Origin of the sequence: Sphingoaurantiacus capsulatus (assembly GCF_042648405.1) — a bacterium.
Classification (GTDB): Bacteria; Pseudomonadota; Alphaproteobacteria; order Sphingomonadales; family Sphingomonadaceae; genus Sphingoaurantiacus; species Sphingoaurantiacus capsulatus.
The window spans coordinates 850,103-866,004 of record NZ_JBHRXV010000011.1; the positions used below are offsets into that span (position 1 = coordinate 850,103).

Genomic DNA, 15,902 nt, shown 5'->3' on the forward strand with positions numbered 1-15,902 from the left:
GCCAACGCCGCCGTTCTGCCGCCCTGGGAACGGGCCGCTATCGTCGCGCCCCCGGCAAGCGCTAACGCTCGCTTAACCATCATAAATTTTCATCTAAAGCTCGGCCGCCAGCCGCCGTTACTGAACTCGACCTGGGGGATTCTCGTCCCTTTCGCCTCTGGCCAGTGGAGTTCTGTTATGTTTGCCGCCATCGGCCTCGCCGTCCTGCTGATCATGGTTTTCGGCGGCTTCATGATCACGGGCGGCGACATTACGCCGGTGCTTCACGCTGTGCCGCACGAGATGATGATCATCGGCGGCGCGGCCGTCGGTGCGACCATCGCCGGCAACTCGATGCCGCAGTTGAAGGCGCTGGGGTCGGCGTTCGGCAAGGTCTTCAAGGGACCGACCTACCAGAAGAAGGATTTCCTCGACCTCATCTTCCTCGTCTCGCGGCTGATGAAGATGATGCGCGCCGACGGCCCCGTCGCGGTCGAGCCGCACATCGAGGACCCGAAGAGCAGCGCGATCTTCGCCGAATATCCGCAGCTGCTGAAGGACCCGACGCTGATCCACCTGATCTGCGACTCCTTGCGCCTCGTCGTCATCTCGTCGGGCAACCTCGACGCGCACGCGGTCGAGGACGTCATGGATAACGCCCTGAAGACGCATCATCACGAATCGATGCAGCCGGCCGACGCGATGCAGACGCTCGCCGACGCCCTGCCCGCGCTCGGCATCGTTGCCGCCGTGCTCGGCGTCGTGAAGACGATGGGCGCCATCGACCAGCCGCCGGCGATCCTCGGCGCGATGATCGGCTCGGCGCTGGTCGGCACCTTCCTCGGCGTGCTGCTCGCCTATGGCATCGTCGCGCCCTTCGCCAACCGCGCGAAGCAGGTGATCGAGGAGGACGGCGCGATCTACCAGGTGGCCAAGCAGATCATCATCGCGTCGCTGCACGGCCATCCGCTGCCGCTGGTCATCGAAGCCGCGCGCTCGGGTATCTCGCACCTGAAGCAGCCGAGCTTCGCCGAAGTGTTCGACGGCGTGCGGGGCCGATAAGCCATGGCCTCCGCAGCAGCCGGCAAGCGCGGCCACAACGAGCCGCCGCGCCCGATCATCGTCAAGAAGATCATCCAGGCCGCGCATGGCGGCCATCACGGCGGCGCGTGGAAGGTCGCCTATGCCGACTTCGTGACGGCGATGATGGCCTTCTTCATGCTGATGTGGCTGCTGTCGATCACCGACCAGCAGAAGCGCCGCGGTCTCGCCGAATATTTCACGCCGTCGCTGATGGAGCTGAAGAAGGACAGCGCGGGTTCCGACGGCATCATGGGCGGCCGGGCCAACATGGACGGTCGCGCCTCGGCCGGCGGCGTCTCCAGCATGGAACTGCCGGCGATCGGCGGGCCGCAGAGCGACCTGAAGCAGAAGGACCGCGCGCAGTTCGCCAAGCTGAAGAAAGTGCTGTCCGACCAGATGAATCAGTCGCCCGAGCTGCGGAAGCTGACGACGCACGTCCGCTTTTCCGAGACGGTCGAGGGCCTGCGCATCGATCTCGTCGACGAGGCCGACTTCTCGATGTTCGGCATCGCCACCGCGCAACTGAACCCGGCGGCGAAGAAGCTGATCGATGAGGTGTCGCGGGTCATCGCCGCCGTGCCGAACGAGGTGATCGTCCGCGGCCACACCGATGCGCGCCCCTATGCGCCGGGCCAGGCGATGAACAACTGGACCTTGTCCACCGCCCGCGCCGAGGCGACACGCGCCGCGCTGGTCAGCGCCGGGCTCGGCATGAACCGCTTCGCGCGCATCGAGGGCGTCGCCGACCGCGAGCCGTTCATCAAGAAGGACGTGCTCGACCCGCGCAACCGCCGCATGTCGGTCGTGCTCGCCTGGAGCAAGGCTTAGGGGAGGAGGCAGGCGATATCGCCGCTGCCGAGCTTCGGCAGGGCGCCGGCAATGTCGCCTGCCTTCAACGCCGTCGCGGCCTCGATCAGCCCGTCATAGGCGCGGCGCTGCAGCCCGCCGCCGAGGCTGACGCGGCGGACGCCGGCTTCGGCCAGCGCCGCCAGCGGCACCGGGCCGGTGCCGGGGCCGACGACGACGTTGACCGGCTTCGGCGATACCGCCTTCACGACCGCGCGGATGGCGTCGAGATCGGGCAGGCCGGGCGCGAACAGCACGTCGGCGCCCGCCTCGGCGAAGGCGACGAGCCGACGGATCGTCTCGTCGAGATCGCGCGGGCCCTTCAGCAGATTGTCGGTGCGGCCGGTCAGCAGGATGCGGCCCTTGGCAGCCTTGGCCGCTGCCTTCACCCGCGCCACCGCGGCCTCGAAACCGTGCAGCGGATCGGCGGGGTTGGCGGTGGTATCCTCGATGCCCAGCCCGGCGAGACCGCCGGCGATGGCGGCCTCGACGGTCGCCACGCAATCCTCGGGGGATGAACCGAAGCCGTCTTCGAGGTCGCCGTTGACCGGCAGATCGGTGAGGTCGCCGATCAGCGCGGCGTTGGCCACCGCCTCCTCACGCGACACCGCGTGCGACCCGTCCTGACGGCCGAGCGCGAAGGCGATGGCGATCGACGACGACGCCAGCGCCTCGAACCCCGCCTGCTTCATCAGCACGGCGGAGCCGCCATCCCAGACGTTGGGCATGATGAAGGCGCCGGGACGGGCGTGCAGCGCCTTGAAACGTTCGTAGCGATCCGCCTGCCCCATCGCCTTGTCCTTCCCTGTCAGGCCGCCTTTCGCTGCGGCAGATAGCTGACGATCTCATACTCGATCCCGTCGGGGTCGAGGAAATAGAAGCGGCGGCCCGGATCATAGTCGCCGTGGTTGAACGGCTCCAGTCCGGCGGCGGCGACCTTCGCCTCGACCGCGTCGAGATCGTCGACCAGCACGCCGATGTGGTTGAGCGGCCGGCCTTTGAGGAAATCATCGTCGTTGGCGGTACCGGGCGGCGTGTAGAGCGCGACATAATCCTCTTCCGATCCGACGTGGATCGACCGGCCGCCGTCGCGCGCCGGCCCTTCCCAGCGGACGTGCCAGCCGAAAATGTCCTGCATCAGCTTCGCGGCGCGGGCGCCGTCGCGGACGGTGATGTTCACATGCTCGATACGCGGGGAATTCATCGTCTCTCCTCTCGGGTTGGCGGCACCGGAGCGCCGTGGTTGCCGAGTCGTACGACCTCAAGCTAAGTTGAGGTCAAGATTTGAATCGAGAGATTGCGCCATGTCCGCCCCTGCCCTGCTGACCATCGGCGAACTCGCCCGCCGCACCGGGCTCTCCGTCTCGGCGATCCGCTTCTATGAGGCGCGCGGGCTGGTCAGTCCGATCCGCACCGGCGGCAACCAGCGGCGCTTCCTGCGATCGGATATCCGCCGGCTGTCGTTCGCGCTGATCGCACAGCAGCTGGGGCTGACGCTCGGCGAGATCGAGGCGGAGCTGGCGACGCTGCCCCACGGTCGTGCCCCGACGCAGGCCGACTGGGCGAAGATCAGCGCACGGGTGCGCGGCGCGATCGACACGCGCATCGCCATGCTGGAGCGGACGCGCGAGTTGCTCGGCACCTGCATCGGCTGCGGCTGCCTGTCGCTCACCAACTGCGCGCTCTACAATCCGGGCGACCGCGCGGCACGCGGCGGCACCGGCCCGCGTTTCCTGATGGGCAACCGCGCCGCCGACTTCGGGCCGGTACCGGAAAGCTGAGGAGATTTGCATGACCGCCATCGAGCCGGCCCGCCCCGCGAACATCGCGCTGCTCGTCGATGCCGATAACGCCTCGCCCGCGACGCTCGACAATGTGCTGACCGTCCTTGCCGAGCTCGGCACCGTCAACATCCGCCGCGTCTACGGCAACTGGAACAAGGCGTCGCTGCGCGGCTGGTCGGCGCTGACCCACCAATACGCGCTGGAGCCGCACCAACAATTCGACGTCACCAAGGGCAAGAACGCCACCGACATGAAAATGACGATCGACGCGATGGACCTGCTGTTCGGCGGGCGTGTGGCGGGGTTCGGCATCATGTCGTCGGACAGCGATTTCGCGCCGCTCGCCATGCGGCTGCGGCAGGACGGGGTGCCGGTCTACGGCTTCGGCACGGCAAGGACGCCGCAATCGTTCCGCCAGGCCTGCACGCGGTTCATCGACGTGGAGGCGTTGCAGTCGGCACCCGAGGTCACGCCCGCACCGGTCGAGGCCGTGCCGCCCGCCCCCGGCACCAAGCCTGCCGTCGATGCCGAGGTGATCAAGCTGCTCGCCGAAGCACTCTCCGCGTCGAAGCGCGACGAGAAGGGCTTTGCCAGCCTGTCCGAGGTCGGCCAGCGCGCGGGCAACCGGTCATCGTTCGATGCGCGCAGCTATGGCTTCCAGCGGCTGTCCGACCTGATCGAATCGATCCCCAACTTCGCGACCGAGCGGCGCGAGGGCGGGCGGATGTATGTTAAGCGGCTGCGCTAGGGCTTCGCGGTCGCGTCCCAGGCGGCGACTTTCGCCTTCGCCTCGCTGAGCATCGTGTCGAGCGCCGCGCGCTCGTAGACGCGGCCTTCCTTCAGCACGGCGTGGACGCTGCGCGTCGCAGCGATGTCCTGAAGCGGGTTGCGGTCGAGGAGCAGGATGTCGGCGGCCTTGCCCTTGGCGATGGCGCCGTAGCGCGCATCCTTGCCGAACCAGGCCGGGCCGGTGCGCGTCGCGGAATCGAGCGCCTGCGCCGGCGTCAGGCCGAGGCGGACGAACAGCGCCAGCTCGTCGTGCAGCCCCTGCCCCGGATAGTTGAACGAGTTGAGGAAGCCGGCGTCGGTGCCGGCCATGATCGGCACGCCCGCCGCCTGCAGCATCGGCAGCACCGCGGCGATGCGGTCGAAGCGGGCGTGGCGGTCGGCGATGGCGGCGGCATCGGCCTGCGCGGCGCGCTGGATGCGCCATTCATAGGTCTTGCGCAGGCCGGGGCCGATATAGGCGAGGAACGGGTCCTTCGAATGATCCTCGCTGTCGAGCCAGGCGATGATGCGGCTGCCGTTGAGCGTCGGCGTCACCGCGAGGCCCTGTTTGGCGTAGCGGCGATAGGCAGCGATAGCGGTGGCCTTGTCGAACGAGGCGTCGATGCGCCGGTTGGCCTCGGCGCGGTCGATGCGGCCGGCGGCGAAGTCGGCGGCGGCGGCGGGCTCGTCGGCGGCGCCGGCGCGATAGGCATATTCGAGATGCTCAATCGAACTGAGCCCGGCAGCGACCGCCTGATCGACGGTGATCGCCAGCGGGATATGGCCCGAGCTGTTAAGGCCGAGCGCCTTGGCGCGGTTGACGGCGTAGAGGAACAGCCTCGGGTCGAGCGTGCTGTCGGTGATCTTCACGAAGTCGGCGCGCGCGGCCTTCAGCTGTGCCAGCGCCTTGTCGGTATCGGCTTCGGAGCCGACCTCGATGGTGCCCTTCCACATCGGCTTCAGCCCTTCGAGCTTCGGCCCAGAGGTAAGCAGGGTCGGGCCGAGCAGGTCGCCGCGCGCGATCTCGTCGCGCCAGGCCAGCACCTCCTGTGCGAGATCGCCGGCACAATCGCGCACCGTGGTGATGCCGTAGGCGAGGTAGAGCGGCAGCAGCGCGCGGTTCTCGGCGATCAGTTCCCGCCCGCCGCCGAAGTGGACGTGCATGTCCCAGAGGCCGGGCATCACGAAGCGGTTGGCGGCGTCAACAGTGCGCTTCGCGGTCCAGCGCCGCGCGATGGCGGCATCGGCGCCGACCGCGACGATATCGTCGCCACGAATGACGATGGCGCGCCCGGGTTCGGTACGACCTTTCGCCACGTCAACGATCGTCGCGTGGCGGATGATGACATCCGCCGTCTGCGGCGCGGCGGTGGCTGCCGTCGCAACGATAAGCGCGAGCAGCGCGGTGCAGAGCCGAATGAACATGGGCAACCTCCGTTCGCCGTCGAATAGGCCGAAATGCGTGGTTCGCAAGGCTCGACGCTCCGCTGAGGCCACGTTATGAGGGCCTATCGGGGCGGTGCCGGATTCGGCGAGCCGCGGGCGGGTGTAGCTCAATGGTAGAGCAGAAGCTTCCCAAGCTTACGACGAGGGTTCGATTCCCTTCACCCGCTCCACTCCCCTGAAAATTCATCGCAAATCAGCCGTTTGACGGCCTTTCGCTTCCGTGAGAGCATCCTTGCCGGGTTGGGAGACGGATGATGGCGAAGCGCTTCCTTTCGGCCGCCGCAGCTTTTGGCGCACTGCTGCTGCTCGGCGCGGCGCAGACGGCGCCGGGTGACGAGGAGATCACCGTCAAAGGCCAGCGGCTGACGCCGGCGCAGGCGCGCGAGCGGGCCATCGCTTATGTCCACGCCACCGGCATCGTCGCCGGCAAGGAGGCGGTGGCGCGCTGGGTCGACAAGGTCTGTCCGCGCATCATCGGCCTGTCGGCGGAGCATGCCGCCGTCGTCGAGGCCCGTTTCCGCAGCATCGCCGGGTCGGTCGGCGCGCCGCTCGCGGCCAAGGGTTGCGCGGCGAACGTCACGATCAATTTCGTCGGCGACGGGCGCGCCTTCACCAAGAACATTGCCGTTCGCGACGGCCGCCGCCTGGGCGAAGTGCCCTATGCGCGACGCGCGGCGCTGATAAACGGCGAGGCGCCGATCCGCTGGTGGTATCTGACCGAGCTGCGCAGCCGCGACGGCAAGCGCATGTTCGGCATGGACCCGTCCTTCGTCGCCGCCGACGGCCAGGCGGCCGGGCAGGCGCTGCCGAACAATGGCGAGAGCAGCATGATGACGCAGTACAGCTCCAGCCATGTCAGCACGCAGATTAACCGCACGCTGGTGAGCGCGACGGTGGTGGTCGACACCAACCGGGCGACCGGCGCGACGCTCGACGCGGTCGCCGCGCACGCCGCCTATGTGGCGCTCGCGGAAATCCAGGCGCTCGATGAACCGCTCGACGGATCGATCCTCGGGCTGTTCGGTGACGCGCCGCCGCGCGGGCTGACCAAGCTCGACGAGGCGTTCCTGCGCGAACTCTATGCGCTGCCGCTCGACCGCAAGGCGCGCCAGCAGCGCACGCGGCTGGTGCGCGCGCTGCAGGCGCAAACGACGACCTTCTAGGCGGGGCTGGACAGCTTCATCAGCACCAGCCCGCCGACGATCATCAGCGCGGCCGCGATGCGCAGCGGGTTGGCGGATTCACCGAGCACCAAGATGCCGACGATGAATGCGCCGACGGCCCCGATGCCGGTCCATACCGTATAGGCGGTGCCGAGCGGCAAGCTACGCATCGACCAGGCGAGCAGCGCGAAGCTGACACCCATCGCCGACAGGGTGATGACCGACGGCCAAAGCCGGGTAAAGCCTTCCGACTGCTTCATCGAAAAGGCCCAGAGAATTTCGAGCAAGCCGGCGATAACGAGCGATATCCACGCCATAGCAGCCTCCTGTTGAGGGTCTGAACTCACCAAGAATGGCATTCGGGATGGCGAGAGGCTGACTGGCGAGGAGAGGTCGCGCAGGCGGGCCTAAAGGCCCCCGGCAAGCGGCGTCGACGACGCCAGTCAGCCTCTCGCTACCACGCTTCGCGCGGCGTGAGGAAGGCCATGGCCACGCGCCAGCCGCAGACCAGCTAGCTTTAGCTAGCTGGTCTGCGCGACCTTACTTGCCATGGCCTTCCTGACGCCGTCCCGAACGCCATTCTTGGTGAGTTCAGACCCTCTAGCTGCCGGGCCGTCCCGGACCTGTACCCATGACTGGGGGAGGACGTGGCCTCGCGCCGCCGATCTAGGTCGGGCGCGCGAGGTGTTCAAGCCTTAGCGTTCGACGCTTTCCTCGAGCTGCTTTGCCGCTTCCTTCGCCTCGTCGCGGACCTGCTTGGCGCGCTCCTCGAAGCGGTCGGCCTGCGCTTCCAGCTTTTCGGCGTCGAGGTCGGCCTTGTCGCGCAGCGCGTCGGCCTTGGCTTCGACGGCAGCCTCGGCGGATTCGCGGGCGGCGTCGAGCCGGGCGCCCATGCGCTCGGCGGGCCCCTGGCCGACAACGGCCGCCTCGCCATTCTTGGCGTCCGTTACTTCGCCGGCGTTTTCGGCGGTGCCGTCGCAGGCGGCGAGCAGCGCGGCGGCGCTCAGCAGGATGAGATGACGCATCGGGACCTCCATTTGCTTTGGGAGGTCAACGCGATGAGGCGCGTTCGGTTCAGGGGTGCGTCAGGGTCACCTGCACGACGTCGATGCCGCCCGAGCGGAAGCCGCCCTCGCAATACATCAGGTAGAAGCGCCAGATCTTGTCGAAACGCGCGTCGAAGCCGGGCGGCAGACGCCCTTCGGTGCGGGCGGCGTCATAGCGGTCGCGCCATTCGTGAAGCGTGCGCGCATAGTCCTGGCCATAGGCGTCGGCGCCGTCCCAGCGCAGGCCGGCGGCTTCCGCGGCGGCGCGCAGCCGCGGTTCGCTCGGCAGCATGCCGCCGGGGAAAATGTAGGTCTGGATGAAATCGGAGCCGAGGCGATAGTCCTCGAAGATATCCTCGTCGATGGTGATGACCTGCAGCGCGGCGCGGCCGCCGGGCTTCAGGACGCGGCGGACGGTGTCCATGTACGGGCGCCAGTAGCGCTCCCCGACCGCCTCGAACATTTCGACCGAGGCGACGTGATCGAACTGGCCCTTCACGTCGCGATAGTCGCAGAGCTGGAAGTCGACCTTGTCGCTGAGCCCGGCCTTGGCGATGCGCGCCTCGGCATAGGCGAGCTGTTCGGCGCTGAGCGTCAGGCCGGTGACGCGCGCGCCATATTCGGCCGCGGCGATCTCGGCGAGGCTACCCCAGCCGCAGCCGATCTCGAGGAGATGGTCGCCGGGTTTCAAGTCCAGCCGGTCGAGCAGCACCCGCACCTTGCGCCGCTGCGCCGCCGCCAGATCGTCGCCCTCGGCATAGACGGCCGACGAGTAGGTCATCGTCTCGTCGAGCCAGGCGGCGTAGAAATCATTGCCGAGATCATAGTGGAAGGAGATGTTGCGACGGCTGCCCTCCCGCGTGTTCTCCTGCAGCCCGCGCAGCCGCTTGTTGAGCCAGCGCAGCAGCGGGTGGCCGCGGTCGGTGGCGCCGAGCGCATGGCGGTTGAGCATGAACAGCCAGGTGATCTGCGTCGGGTCCGCGCTGTCCCAGTCGCCGTCGAAATAGCTGCGCGCGAAGCCGGCCGAGCCGCCGGTGATGACGCGGATCAGCGGCATCCAGTTGCGCAGGGTGATTTCGGCATGCGGGCCGGGCGCGCGACCGCCGAGGCGGCGGGTGCGGCCGTCGGGAAGCGTGGCGTCCATCGTACCGGCGGCGAGGCCCTTGTCGATGCGGTCGAGCCCGCGTTCGAAACCGGGGGCGAGCAGCCGCGCCAGCAGGCCGCCGCCGAGCAGGAATCGCCCGTCGGCGCGAACCAGATGCTTGCCGCGATCGATGCCCGAAGCTTCCATTCGCCCCAATCCTCCCCCGTCCTCAATAATATGCCTGTGCAGTTACGCTTCCAAGCGCGCGTTTGGTGCAGGCGATCACGACTTTCCCACGCGCGACGAAGCCTTTATCTGGCGGGCGTCGCTTTTTCGGGGAGATGATTCATGCCGCGCATCGCCTATGTCGACGGGGCCTATGTGCCGCTGTCCGAAGCGGCGGTGTCGATCGAGGATCGCGGCTTCCAGTTCGCCGACGGCGTCTACGAGGTGGCCGCCGCGTTCGACGGCAAGCTGTTCGACTTCGAGGGCCACGCCGCGCGGCTGCGCCGCAACCTCGCCGAGCTGTCGATCGACGAGCCGATGTCAGCAAAAGCGCTGGAGCTGGTCGGCCGCAAGCTGCTGGCGAAGAACGGCGGCGGCACGGCCCTCCTGTATATTCAGGTGACGCGCGGCCAGGCGCGGCGCGACCACCCCTTCCCCGCCGTCTCGACGCCGACCCTGGTGATGACCGCGCGCGGCTATGATTATGCGCCGCGGGTGAAGCAGCAGCTAAACGGCGTCAAACTGCTGACGCAGCCCGATGAGCGCTGGGGCCGCTGCGATATCAAGTCGGTGGCCCTCCTCGCCAATGTGCTGGCCAAGCAGGCGGCACGGCAGGCCGGCGCGTTCGAGGCGGTGCTGGTCGAGGACGACGGCACCGTTACCGAAGGCGCCTCGACCAATATCTGGATCGTCGACCGCAACGGCATGATCGTCACGCACCCCGCCGGCCGCAAGATCCTGTCGGGCATCGTGCGCGATACGCTGATGCGATTGGCGAAGGCCGACGGCCTGAAGGTGGTCGAGCGCGCGTTCGACGTCGCAGAAATGAACGCGGCGGCGGAGGTGTTCGTCACCTCCACCACCGCATTGTGCATCGGGGTGTCGTCGATCGACGGCACGCCGGTCGGCTCAGGCACACCAGGGCCGGTCAGCCGCCGGCTGGGCGCCCTCGTCTGGGACGAGATCGCCCGTCAGACCGGTTACCGGCCGGCCGTGTAGGCGATCGGCTGCATCGGCAGGAAGTCGTCGAGCACGACCGACCCGGTCTCGCGCTCCTTCATGCGCTCGCGGATGCGCTTTTCCATTTCTTCCATGCGTTCGCGCGACTTCTTCAGGCTGTCGAGCATGCGCTCCTCACGGTCGCGCATGCCGCCGGCAAACGCCTTGCGGTCGGCGGCGGACAGCTTCTGATAGGCGGCAAGCATCGCGGCCTGCTGCCGCTCATGCTGCTTCACCACCAGGTCGCGCTCGGCGGCTTGTGCGCTGCGCACCGCCGAAACGTCGAGCCGGTCGGCTGCGATCAGCCCCAGCACCTTCTTGCGCGCGGCCTTCACCGCCTCGCGGTCCTGCGGCGTCACCTGCGGCTTCATCGCCTCGCGCAGGATGGCGCGGCCCTCTGGCGACATGCCCTCGAAACGGTCGCCGTGGAACTGCATGCCGGGCGAAAGGCGGCGAATCTGCATTTCCTTGGTCGGCGCGCCGGGCGCCGGCGGCGGGGTCTGCGCGAACAGCGGGGCGGCGACGACAAGCACAAGCGTCGCGGCGGCCACCTTCAGGGTGGAACGGATCATATCAGCGATTCCTCTTCGGGAGTCAGGGTGAACACGGTGCCGTACAGCGCCACGTCCTGCTCGACCTGGGCGAGCTGGATGGGCGCGGCGGCGGGCACCGACGACTGGGCGATCTGGGTGGCGGCGTCGGGGGCGGGATCGCTCCCCGGCGCTGGCAGGATCATCACCGCCGCGAACAGCGACGCGGCAATCGATCCGCCGAGAATGGCGGTGGGCAGCCAGCGGCGCGGCTGCGGAATAGCGGCCAGCGCGGCATCGGCCGCGGCGGTCGCCGCGACATCGCCCGTGTGAACCGTCGCCATCGCCCAGACGGCGAGTTCCCGGTCGAGCGACGCCGCGACGTCCTGTTCGGCGCGAAGCGCCTTGTCTTCGGCAATCAGCGCCAGCGCGGCGTCGCGCTCGGCGGGCGGCCAGCGGCCGGCATCCGCGCCATAGGCGGCGATGATCTCCTGTGCCCTGTTCCGGTCCATCACAATTACTCCTTTGTCCCGGCCAGCATTCCCGCGAGCTCCGTTCGGGCCCGCGCGAGCAATCCTTCAACAGCCTTCGGCGTCGTCTCCAGCGCCTCGGCAATCTCCGCCATCGTCGCGCCTTCCAGATGGAAGAGCGCGATGGCGGCCCGTTGGCGCGGATTGAGCCGCGCCATCGCCGCGTGCAGCCGCGCCGCGCGATCGTTCGCCTCCGCCGCCTCGTAGGGCGTCGCGTCGGGCGACGCCGCGTCGGCCGCCGCCTCGATCGGCGCCACCGCCTTGATCGAACGGCGCCGGTCGATGCAGGCGTTGACCACCACGCGGCGGAACCAGCCCTCGACCGAGCCGCGCTTCGGATCGAACCGCGACGCGCTCTGCCACAGCTTGACCAGCGCGGCCTGCACGGCGTCCTCGCCCTCGGCGCGATCGCCGAGAACCTTCGCCGCGAGGCGAATCGAGGGGCCGTAGAGCCGGCTGGTCAGGAGACGGAACGCCGTCCGGTCGCCATGAGCGATCCGCGCCATCAGCGCGTCGTCGGGCAGTTCGGGAGCTTCCATCGCCTTCAGCATATGCCGAGGTTTACGCGGGGGGCGAGCGCAATCCCCCGCGCGATGTGACGACGATGTTAAATGGCCTGACGCCGACGCTAGGCGGCGTGGCGAACCCTCACCGGGGCGCTCGTCAGCGAGCGCAGTTCGCCTGCTACCGGCAGCGTCACGCCGGGCGCGAGCCGGGCGAGCAGGCGACGCCGTTCGACCGGGCCGGGTACCGCCCAAGCAGCGGTCGGCGCGGCTTCGAAACCGAAGCGGCCATAATATTCGGGATCGCCGATCAGGATGATCACGCCGTGGCCGGCCGCATCGGCCTGCGCGAGCGATTCCGTCATCAACTGCTTGCCGAGACCGGTGCCCTGAAGATCGGGCGCGACGGCGACGGGGCCGAGCAAGGTCAGCGCATGCGCGCGCTCGCCGTCCCACAGCTCGCAGGGCCAATATTGGATCGAGCCGACGAGGCGGCCGCGCTCACGCCCGATCAGGCTGAGGTCGGCATAAGGCGTCACGCCCTGCCGCAGCTTGTAGGCGGTGCGCAAATGCCGGCCCGGTTCGAAGGCCGCGTCCAGCAGGAGATCGATGTCGGCGCTATCCGCAGCGCCGGCGGGGTGAAGATGCATCCTCGATGGGTCCGTTCGTTCTGAAGTTCCGACAGGCTGGACGGCCGTCAACCGCCCCCCGCCGCGCGTGCCTGCGCGGCGGTCAGCCTCGTCGCGAAATCCGAACGTCGAACATCAAGGGAAACCCCGTTTCCGAAAAGAGCGCCGCGTTTATCATGCAGTTGCCCCTCGTGCAAAAGCTATCGAAAGCCCGAGCCAGCCAAGCATGACATGCTGATGTTGCATGTAGGTGTAACCGGCCCCGCGACAAGGAGCGGCAGATGAAACTCTACGACATGGTGAAGGCGCCCAACCCGCGCCGGGTGCGTATCTTCCTCGCCGAGAAGGGTATCGAGGTCGAACGCGTCGAGGTCGACATTCCCGGTGGCGCCAACCTCGCCGATGATTATCTGGCGGTGAACCCGCGCGGGCTGGTGCCGACGCTGGTGCTCGACGACGGCACGCGCATCGACGAGTCGATCGCCATCTGCCGCTATATCGAAGCGCTGCACCCCGAGCCGAACCTGTTCGGCCTCAAGCCGCTGGAGGTGGCGCGGGTCGAGCAATGGCAGCGGCGCTGCGAGTTCGAGGGGCTGTTCAACATCGCCGCGGCGTTCCGCAATACCGCCGCCCCCTTCGCCAACCGCACGATGCCGGGGACCAGCCCGGCGTTCGGGCAGAACGCCGATCTGGCGGAGCGCGGGCGGGTGATGACCGGGCGCTTCTTCGATGCGCTGGAGGCGCGGCTTTCGGAGAGCAGGTTCTTAGCGGGCGATCGCTTCACGGTAGCGGACATCACCGGGATGGTGTCGGTCGATTTCGCCAAGTGGGTGCAGCTGCGGGTACCGGAGAGCCACGCGAATGTGCAGCGCTGGTATGGCGAGGTGGCGGGCCGGCCGAGCGCGCGGGCTTAGGGCCCTTCCCCGCTCCTCACACCGTCATACCGGCGAAAGCCGGTATCCAGACCGGCCGTCGACTGGATACCGGCTTTCGCCGGTATGACGGATGGTGGGTGTTGATGGGGAGAGGCTTCCCCCAAAAAGCAAACGGCCCGGCGGTGAGGCCGGGCCGTTCGGTTGGGCGGATACCGCGACCTTAGTGGAGGTCGGCGATCGCCTGATCCGTCAGCTTCTTCTTCGTCTTCGCGTCCGACTGCTCGGCGATCACGGTCGCGGCAGCGCCGGTCGCCGCATCGATGATCACGCCGCGCACCTTGGCGATGGCGGTGCGCTCAGCGGCGCCGATCTTCGCGTCCGCCGAGGTGCGGCGGCGGGCGATGAGCGCGGTGGCGTCGGCCTTCGCCTTGGCGACGAGGCCGTCGGCCTCGGTCTTCGCGGCGGCGAGGATCGCCTTGCTCTCGGCTTCGGCGCTGGCGAGCTGCGCCGCCATCTTCGCCTTCAGCGCCTCGGCTTCGGCACGCAGCGAGGCGGCTTCGTCGAGCGAGGCGCGGATCGTCGCGATCTGGCCATCGAGCGCCTTGCCGATGACGGCGGGCACGCGCTTCCAGAGCATGATGATGATGACCACCAGCATGGCGATCGCCACCCAGCCGGTCGCATCGAAACCGAGCGCCCGGTCGGCGCCGACCGGCACTTCTTCCTGCGCCGTCACGGTGGCGGCATCGGCCGGCGTGGTGGCCGGCAGCGCTGCATCCTGGGCGGGGCCGCGACCGGCAGCTTGTGCGGACATGCTCATGTTCTTCCTCAGGCTGCCTTGTCGACGGCAGCCGCCACGGTCGCCGGGTCGGCGGCCTTGCCGGTCAGACGCTCGACGATCTCGGCCGCAGCCGCGGTCGCCTGACCGCGCACGTCCTTCATCGCCGCCGCGACCTTCGCGTCGATGTCCGCCGTGACGGCGTTCATCTTGGCGTCGAGTTCGGCATCGGCCGCCGCGACCAGCTTCGCCACCTCCGCCGACACGTCGGCCTTGGCGCCCGCGACGGCCTTCACGGCCTGGTCACGCGCCGCCGCGACCCGCGCGGCATAGGTCGACTCGTCGGTGGTGGCCGCGTCGCGGGCCGCCTGCGCCGCCGCGAGATCGCCGGCGATCTTGGCGCTGCGCGCGTCAATGGTCGCCCCGACGTGCTTCACCGCACCCCGCGCAATGACGAAGTAGATGAGGCCGAAGACGATGAGCAACCAGAATGCCTGACTGGCATAGGTGGCCGCGATCTGTGCGAGCTGAGGCATGGATCGTCCAATTAGGGGCCGGGGCGCCGGGGCGCCCCAGCCTTCGATCAGAAGACGAAGAGGATGATCATCGCCACGACGAACGCCAGCAGGCCGAGAAGCTCGGCAGCGGCGAAGCCGATGAACAGACGGCCCTGCTGGCTGTCGGCAGCGGCCGGGTTGCGCAGCGCGCTCTCAAGGAACGAGCCGAAGACGTTACCAACGCCGAGGGCGGCGAGGCCGACGCCAATCGCGGCGAGACCGGCACCGATGAGCTTTGCAGTTGCTGCGTCCATGGAAGAACTCCTTTTGGGTATCTGATTTCGGTTAGTGAAGATTGACTGCGTCGTTCAGGTAGAGCGACGTCAGAAGCGCGAACACATAAGCCTGGATGGCGCACACCAGCAGCTCGAGCGCGGTGATGCCGAGCATCAGCGCGAAGGTCGCGCCGCCGATCAGGACACCCGCGCCGACGCCGGCGGCGGCGGCCTTGATGATGAAGCCGGCCAGCACCTTCAGCAGGATGTGGCCCGCGGTCATCGCCACGAACAGTCGCAGCGCGAGGCTGAACGGGCGGACGAGGAACGACACGAACTCGACCGGCACGATGATCGGCATCATCCACCACGGCGCGCCCTGCGGCACGAAGAGCGAGAAGAAGTGGAAGCCGTGACGGGCGAAGCCGACGATCAGCACGGTGCCGAACGACAGGATCGCGAGGATGCCGGTGACGGTCAGGTGGCTGGTGACGGTGAAGGGATGCACGCCGGGGACGATGCCGAAGGGCAGCATGCCGACGAGGTTCGCGACGAGGATGAACATGAACAGCGAGAAGATCAGGGGGACGAACTTCTTCCCCTCCGGCCCGATGTTCTGGCTGATCATCGATGCGATGAAATTATAGACGCCTTCGACAGCGACCTGCCAGCGGCCCGGCACCACCGCGCCGCGCATTCCGCCGAGCATGAAGATCCACAGCGTGCCGAGGACGATCAGCATCCACAGCGACGAATTGGTGAACGAAATGTCGTAGCCGGCCACGTCCAGTCGAGCGATCGGCTCGATCATGAACTGGTGCATCGGGTCGATTTTGCCTTCGGTCGCCACGATCTGCTCTGT

At 68.1% G+C, this 15,902-nt stretch carries 21 protein-coding genes and 1 tRNA gene; 8 read left to right on the top strand and 14 right to left on the bottom strand.

Annotated elements, in window-relative coordinates:
• Window positions 1-177 precede the first annotated feature (177 nt).
• Window positions 178-1,041: a flagellar motor stator protein MotA gene (gene motA, locus ACFOMD_RS16370; protein WP_380863309.1), complete on the top strand. Its 864-nt coding sequence runs from the start codon at window positions 178-180 to the stop codon at window positions 1,039-1,041.
• Between the two features lie 3 nt (window positions 1,042-1,044).
• On the top strand, window positions 1,045-1,890 hold the full coding sequence (locus ACFOMD_RS16375; protein ID WP_380863311.1) for a flagellar motor protein MotB: 846 nt from the start codon (window positions 1,045-1,047) through the stop codon (window positions 1,888-1,890).
• On the opposite strand, the gene ACFOMD_RS16380 is transcribed toward ACFOMD_RS16375, so the two are convergent.
• Window positions 1,887-2,699, bottom strand: coding sequence for an isocitrate lyase/PEP mutase family protein (locus ACFOMD_RS16380; protein WP_380863313.1), 813 nt, complete (start codon window positions 2,697-2,699; stop codon window positions 1,887-1,889). The genes ACFOMD_RS16375 and ACFOMD_RS16380 overlap by 4 nt on opposite strands.
• 17 nt (window positions 2,700-2,716) lie before the next feature.
• Window positions 2,717-3,112 (bottom strand): VOC family protein, encoded by a 396-nt coding sequence (locus tag ACFOMD_RS16385; RefSeq protein ID WP_380863314.1) that lies wholly within the window; start codon window positions 3,110-3,112, stop codon window positions 2,717-2,719.
• 100 nt (window positions 3,113-3,212) lie between these two features.
• Here ACFOMD_RS16385 and soxR point away from each other — a divergent pair, with 100 nt between their 5' ends.
• Entirely contained in the window at window positions 3,213-3,689 is a 477-nt protein-coding gene (soxR, locus tag ACFOMD_RS16390) for a redox-sensitive transcriptional activator SoxR (RefSeq protein WP_380863316.1), read from the top strand.
• Between the two features lie 10 nt (window positions 3,690-3,699).
• The gene (locus ACFOMD_RS16395) at window positions 3,700-4,440 is read left to right on the top strand and encodes an NYN domain-containing protein (protein WP_380863317.1); all 741 of its coding nucleotides are present in this window, start codon (window positions 3,700-3,702) and stop codon (window positions 4,438-4,440) included.
• Here ACFOMD_RS16395 and ACFOMD_RS16400 read toward each other — a convergent pair.
• On the bottom strand, window positions 4,437-5,885 hold the full coding sequence (locus tag ACFOMD_RS16400) for an amidohydrolase family protein (RefSeq protein ID WP_380863319.1): 1,449 nt from the start codon (window positions 5,883-5,885) through the stop codon (window positions 4,437-4,439). The genes ACFOMD_RS16395 and ACFOMD_RS16400 overlap by 4 nt on opposite strands.
• Before the next feature lie 117 nt (window positions 5,886-6,002).
• On the opposite strand from ACFOMD_RS16400, the gene ACFOMD_RS16405 reads away from it, so the two are divergent.
• Window positions 6,003-6,076, top strand: a tRNA-Gly gene (locus tag ACFOMD_RS16405).
• Window positions 6,077-6,160: 84 nt separating this feature from the next.
• Window positions 6,161-7,069, top strand: coding sequence for a hypothetical protein (locus ACFOMD_RS16410; protein WP_380863321.1), 909 nt, complete (start codon window positions 6,161-6,163; stop codon window positions 7,067-7,069).
• On the opposite strand, the gene sugE is transcribed toward ACFOMD_RS16410, so the two are convergent.
• From sugE to ACFOMD_RS16425, 3 genes are all read right to left on the bottom strand, one after another.
• On the bottom strand, window positions 7,066-7,386 hold the full coding sequence (gene sugE / locus ACFOMD_RS16415; RefSeq protein WP_380863323.1) for a quaternary ammonium compound efflux SMR transporter SugE: 321 nt from the start codon (window positions 7,384-7,386) through the stop codon (window positions 7,066-7,068). The two genes, ACFOMD_RS16410 and sugE, sit on opposite strands and share 4 nt — an antisense overlap.
• A gap of 378 nt (window positions 7,387-7,764) precedes the next feature.
• Window positions 7,765-8,094: a hypothetical protein gene (locus ACFOMD_RS16420; protein ID WP_380863325.1), complete on the bottom strand. Its 330-nt coding sequence runs from the start codon at window positions 8,092-8,094 to the stop codon at window positions 7,765-7,767.
• A gap of 49 nt (window positions 8,095-8,143) precedes the next feature.
• Entirely contained in the window at window positions 8,144-9,406 is a 1,263-nt protein-coding gene (locus ACFOMD_RS16425; protein WP_380863327.1) for a class I SAM-dependent methyltransferase, read from the bottom strand.
• A gap of 141 nt (window positions 9,407-9,547) precedes the next feature.
• On the opposite strand from ACFOMD_RS16425, the gene ACFOMD_RS16430 reads away from it, so the two are divergent.
• Window positions 9,548-10,423 (top strand): D-amino-acid transaminase, encoded by an 876-nt coding sequence (locus tag ACFOMD_RS16430; RefSeq protein WP_380863329.1) that lies wholly within the window; start codon window positions 9,548-9,550, stop codon window positions 10,421-10,423.
• Here the strand turns inward: ACFOMD_RS16430 and ACFOMD_RS16435 are convergent.
• From ACFOMD_RS16435 to ACFOMD_RS16450, 4 genes are all read right to left on the bottom strand, one after another.
• The gene (locus tag ACFOMD_RS16435; RefSeq protein WP_380863331.1) at window positions 10,405-10,995 is read right to left on the bottom strand and encodes a periplasmic heavy metal sensor; all 591 of its coding nucleotides are present in this window, start codon (window positions 10,993-10,995) and stop codon (window positions 10,405-10,407) included. The genes ACFOMD_RS16430 and ACFOMD_RS16435 overlap by 19 nt on opposite strands.
• Window positions 10,992-11,465, bottom strand: a complete 474-nt coding sequence (locus ACFOMD_RS16440; protein ID WP_380863333.1) for a hypothetical protein — start codon at window positions 11,463-11,465, stop codon at window positions 10,992-10,994. The genes ACFOMD_RS16435 and ACFOMD_RS16440 overlap by 4 nt, the downstream gene beginning before the upstream one ends.
• A 5-nt stretch (window positions 11,466-11,470) precedes the next feature.
• The gene (locus tag ACFOMD_RS16445) at window positions 11,471-12,034 is read right to left on the bottom strand and encodes a sigma-70 family RNA polymerase sigma factor (RefSeq protein WP_380863335.1); all 564 of its coding nucleotides are present in this window, start codon (window positions 12,032-12,034) and stop codon (window positions 11,471-11,473) included.
• Between the two features lie 77 nt (window positions 12,035-12,111).
• Complete coding sequence (locus ACFOMD_RS16450; protein ID WP_380863337.1) at window positions 12,112-12,636, bottom strand: GNAT family N-acetyltransferase; 525 nt, start codon at window positions 12,634-12,636, stop codon at window positions 12,112-12,114.
• 260 nt (window positions 12,637-12,896) lie between these two features.
• Between ACFOMD_RS16450 and ACFOMD_RS16455 the strand changes: the two genes are divergently transcribed.
• On the top strand, window positions 12,897-13,529 hold the full coding sequence (locus ACFOMD_RS16455; RefSeq protein ID WP_380863339.1) for a glutathione S-transferase family protein: 633 nt from the start codon (window positions 12,897-12,899) through the stop codon (window positions 13,527-13,529).
• Window positions 13,530-13,710: 181 nt separating this feature from the next.
• On the opposite strand, the gene ACFOMD_RS16460 is transcribed toward ACFOMD_RS16455, so the two are convergent.
• The 4 genes from ACFOMD_RS16460 to ACFOMD_RS16475 are packed head-to-tail and all read right to left on the bottom strand — an operon-like array spanning window position 13,711 to window position 15,893.
• Window positions 13,711-14,310, bottom strand: coding sequence for a F0F1 ATP synthase subunit B family protein (locus ACFOMD_RS16460; RefSeq protein ID WP_380863341.1), 600 nt, complete (start codon window positions 14,308-14,310; stop codon window positions 13,711-13,713).
• An 8-nt stretch (window positions 14,311-14,318) separates the two neighbouring features.
• The gene (locus ACFOMD_RS16465) at window positions 14,319-14,804 is read right to left on the bottom strand and encodes a F0F1 ATP synthase subunit B family protein (RefSeq protein WP_380863343.1); all 486 of its coding nucleotides are present in this window, start codon (window positions 14,802-14,804) and stop codon (window positions 14,319-14,321) included.
• A gap of 47 nt (window positions 14,805-14,851) precedes the next feature.
• A complete protein-coding gene (locus ACFOMD_RS16470) occupies window positions 14,852-15,079 on the bottom strand; it encodes a F0F1 ATP synthase subunit C (protein WP_380863345.1) in 228 nt (75 codons plus the stop codon).
• A 31-nt stretch (window positions 15,080-15,110) separates the two neighbouring features.
• Window positions 15,111-15,893, bottom strand: a complete 783-nt coding sequence (locus ACFOMD_RS16475; protein ID WP_380863478.1) for a F0F1 ATP synthase subunit A — start codon at window positions 15,891-15,893, stop codon at window positions 15,111-15,113.
• Window positions 15,894-15,902 lie beyond the last annotated feature (9 nt).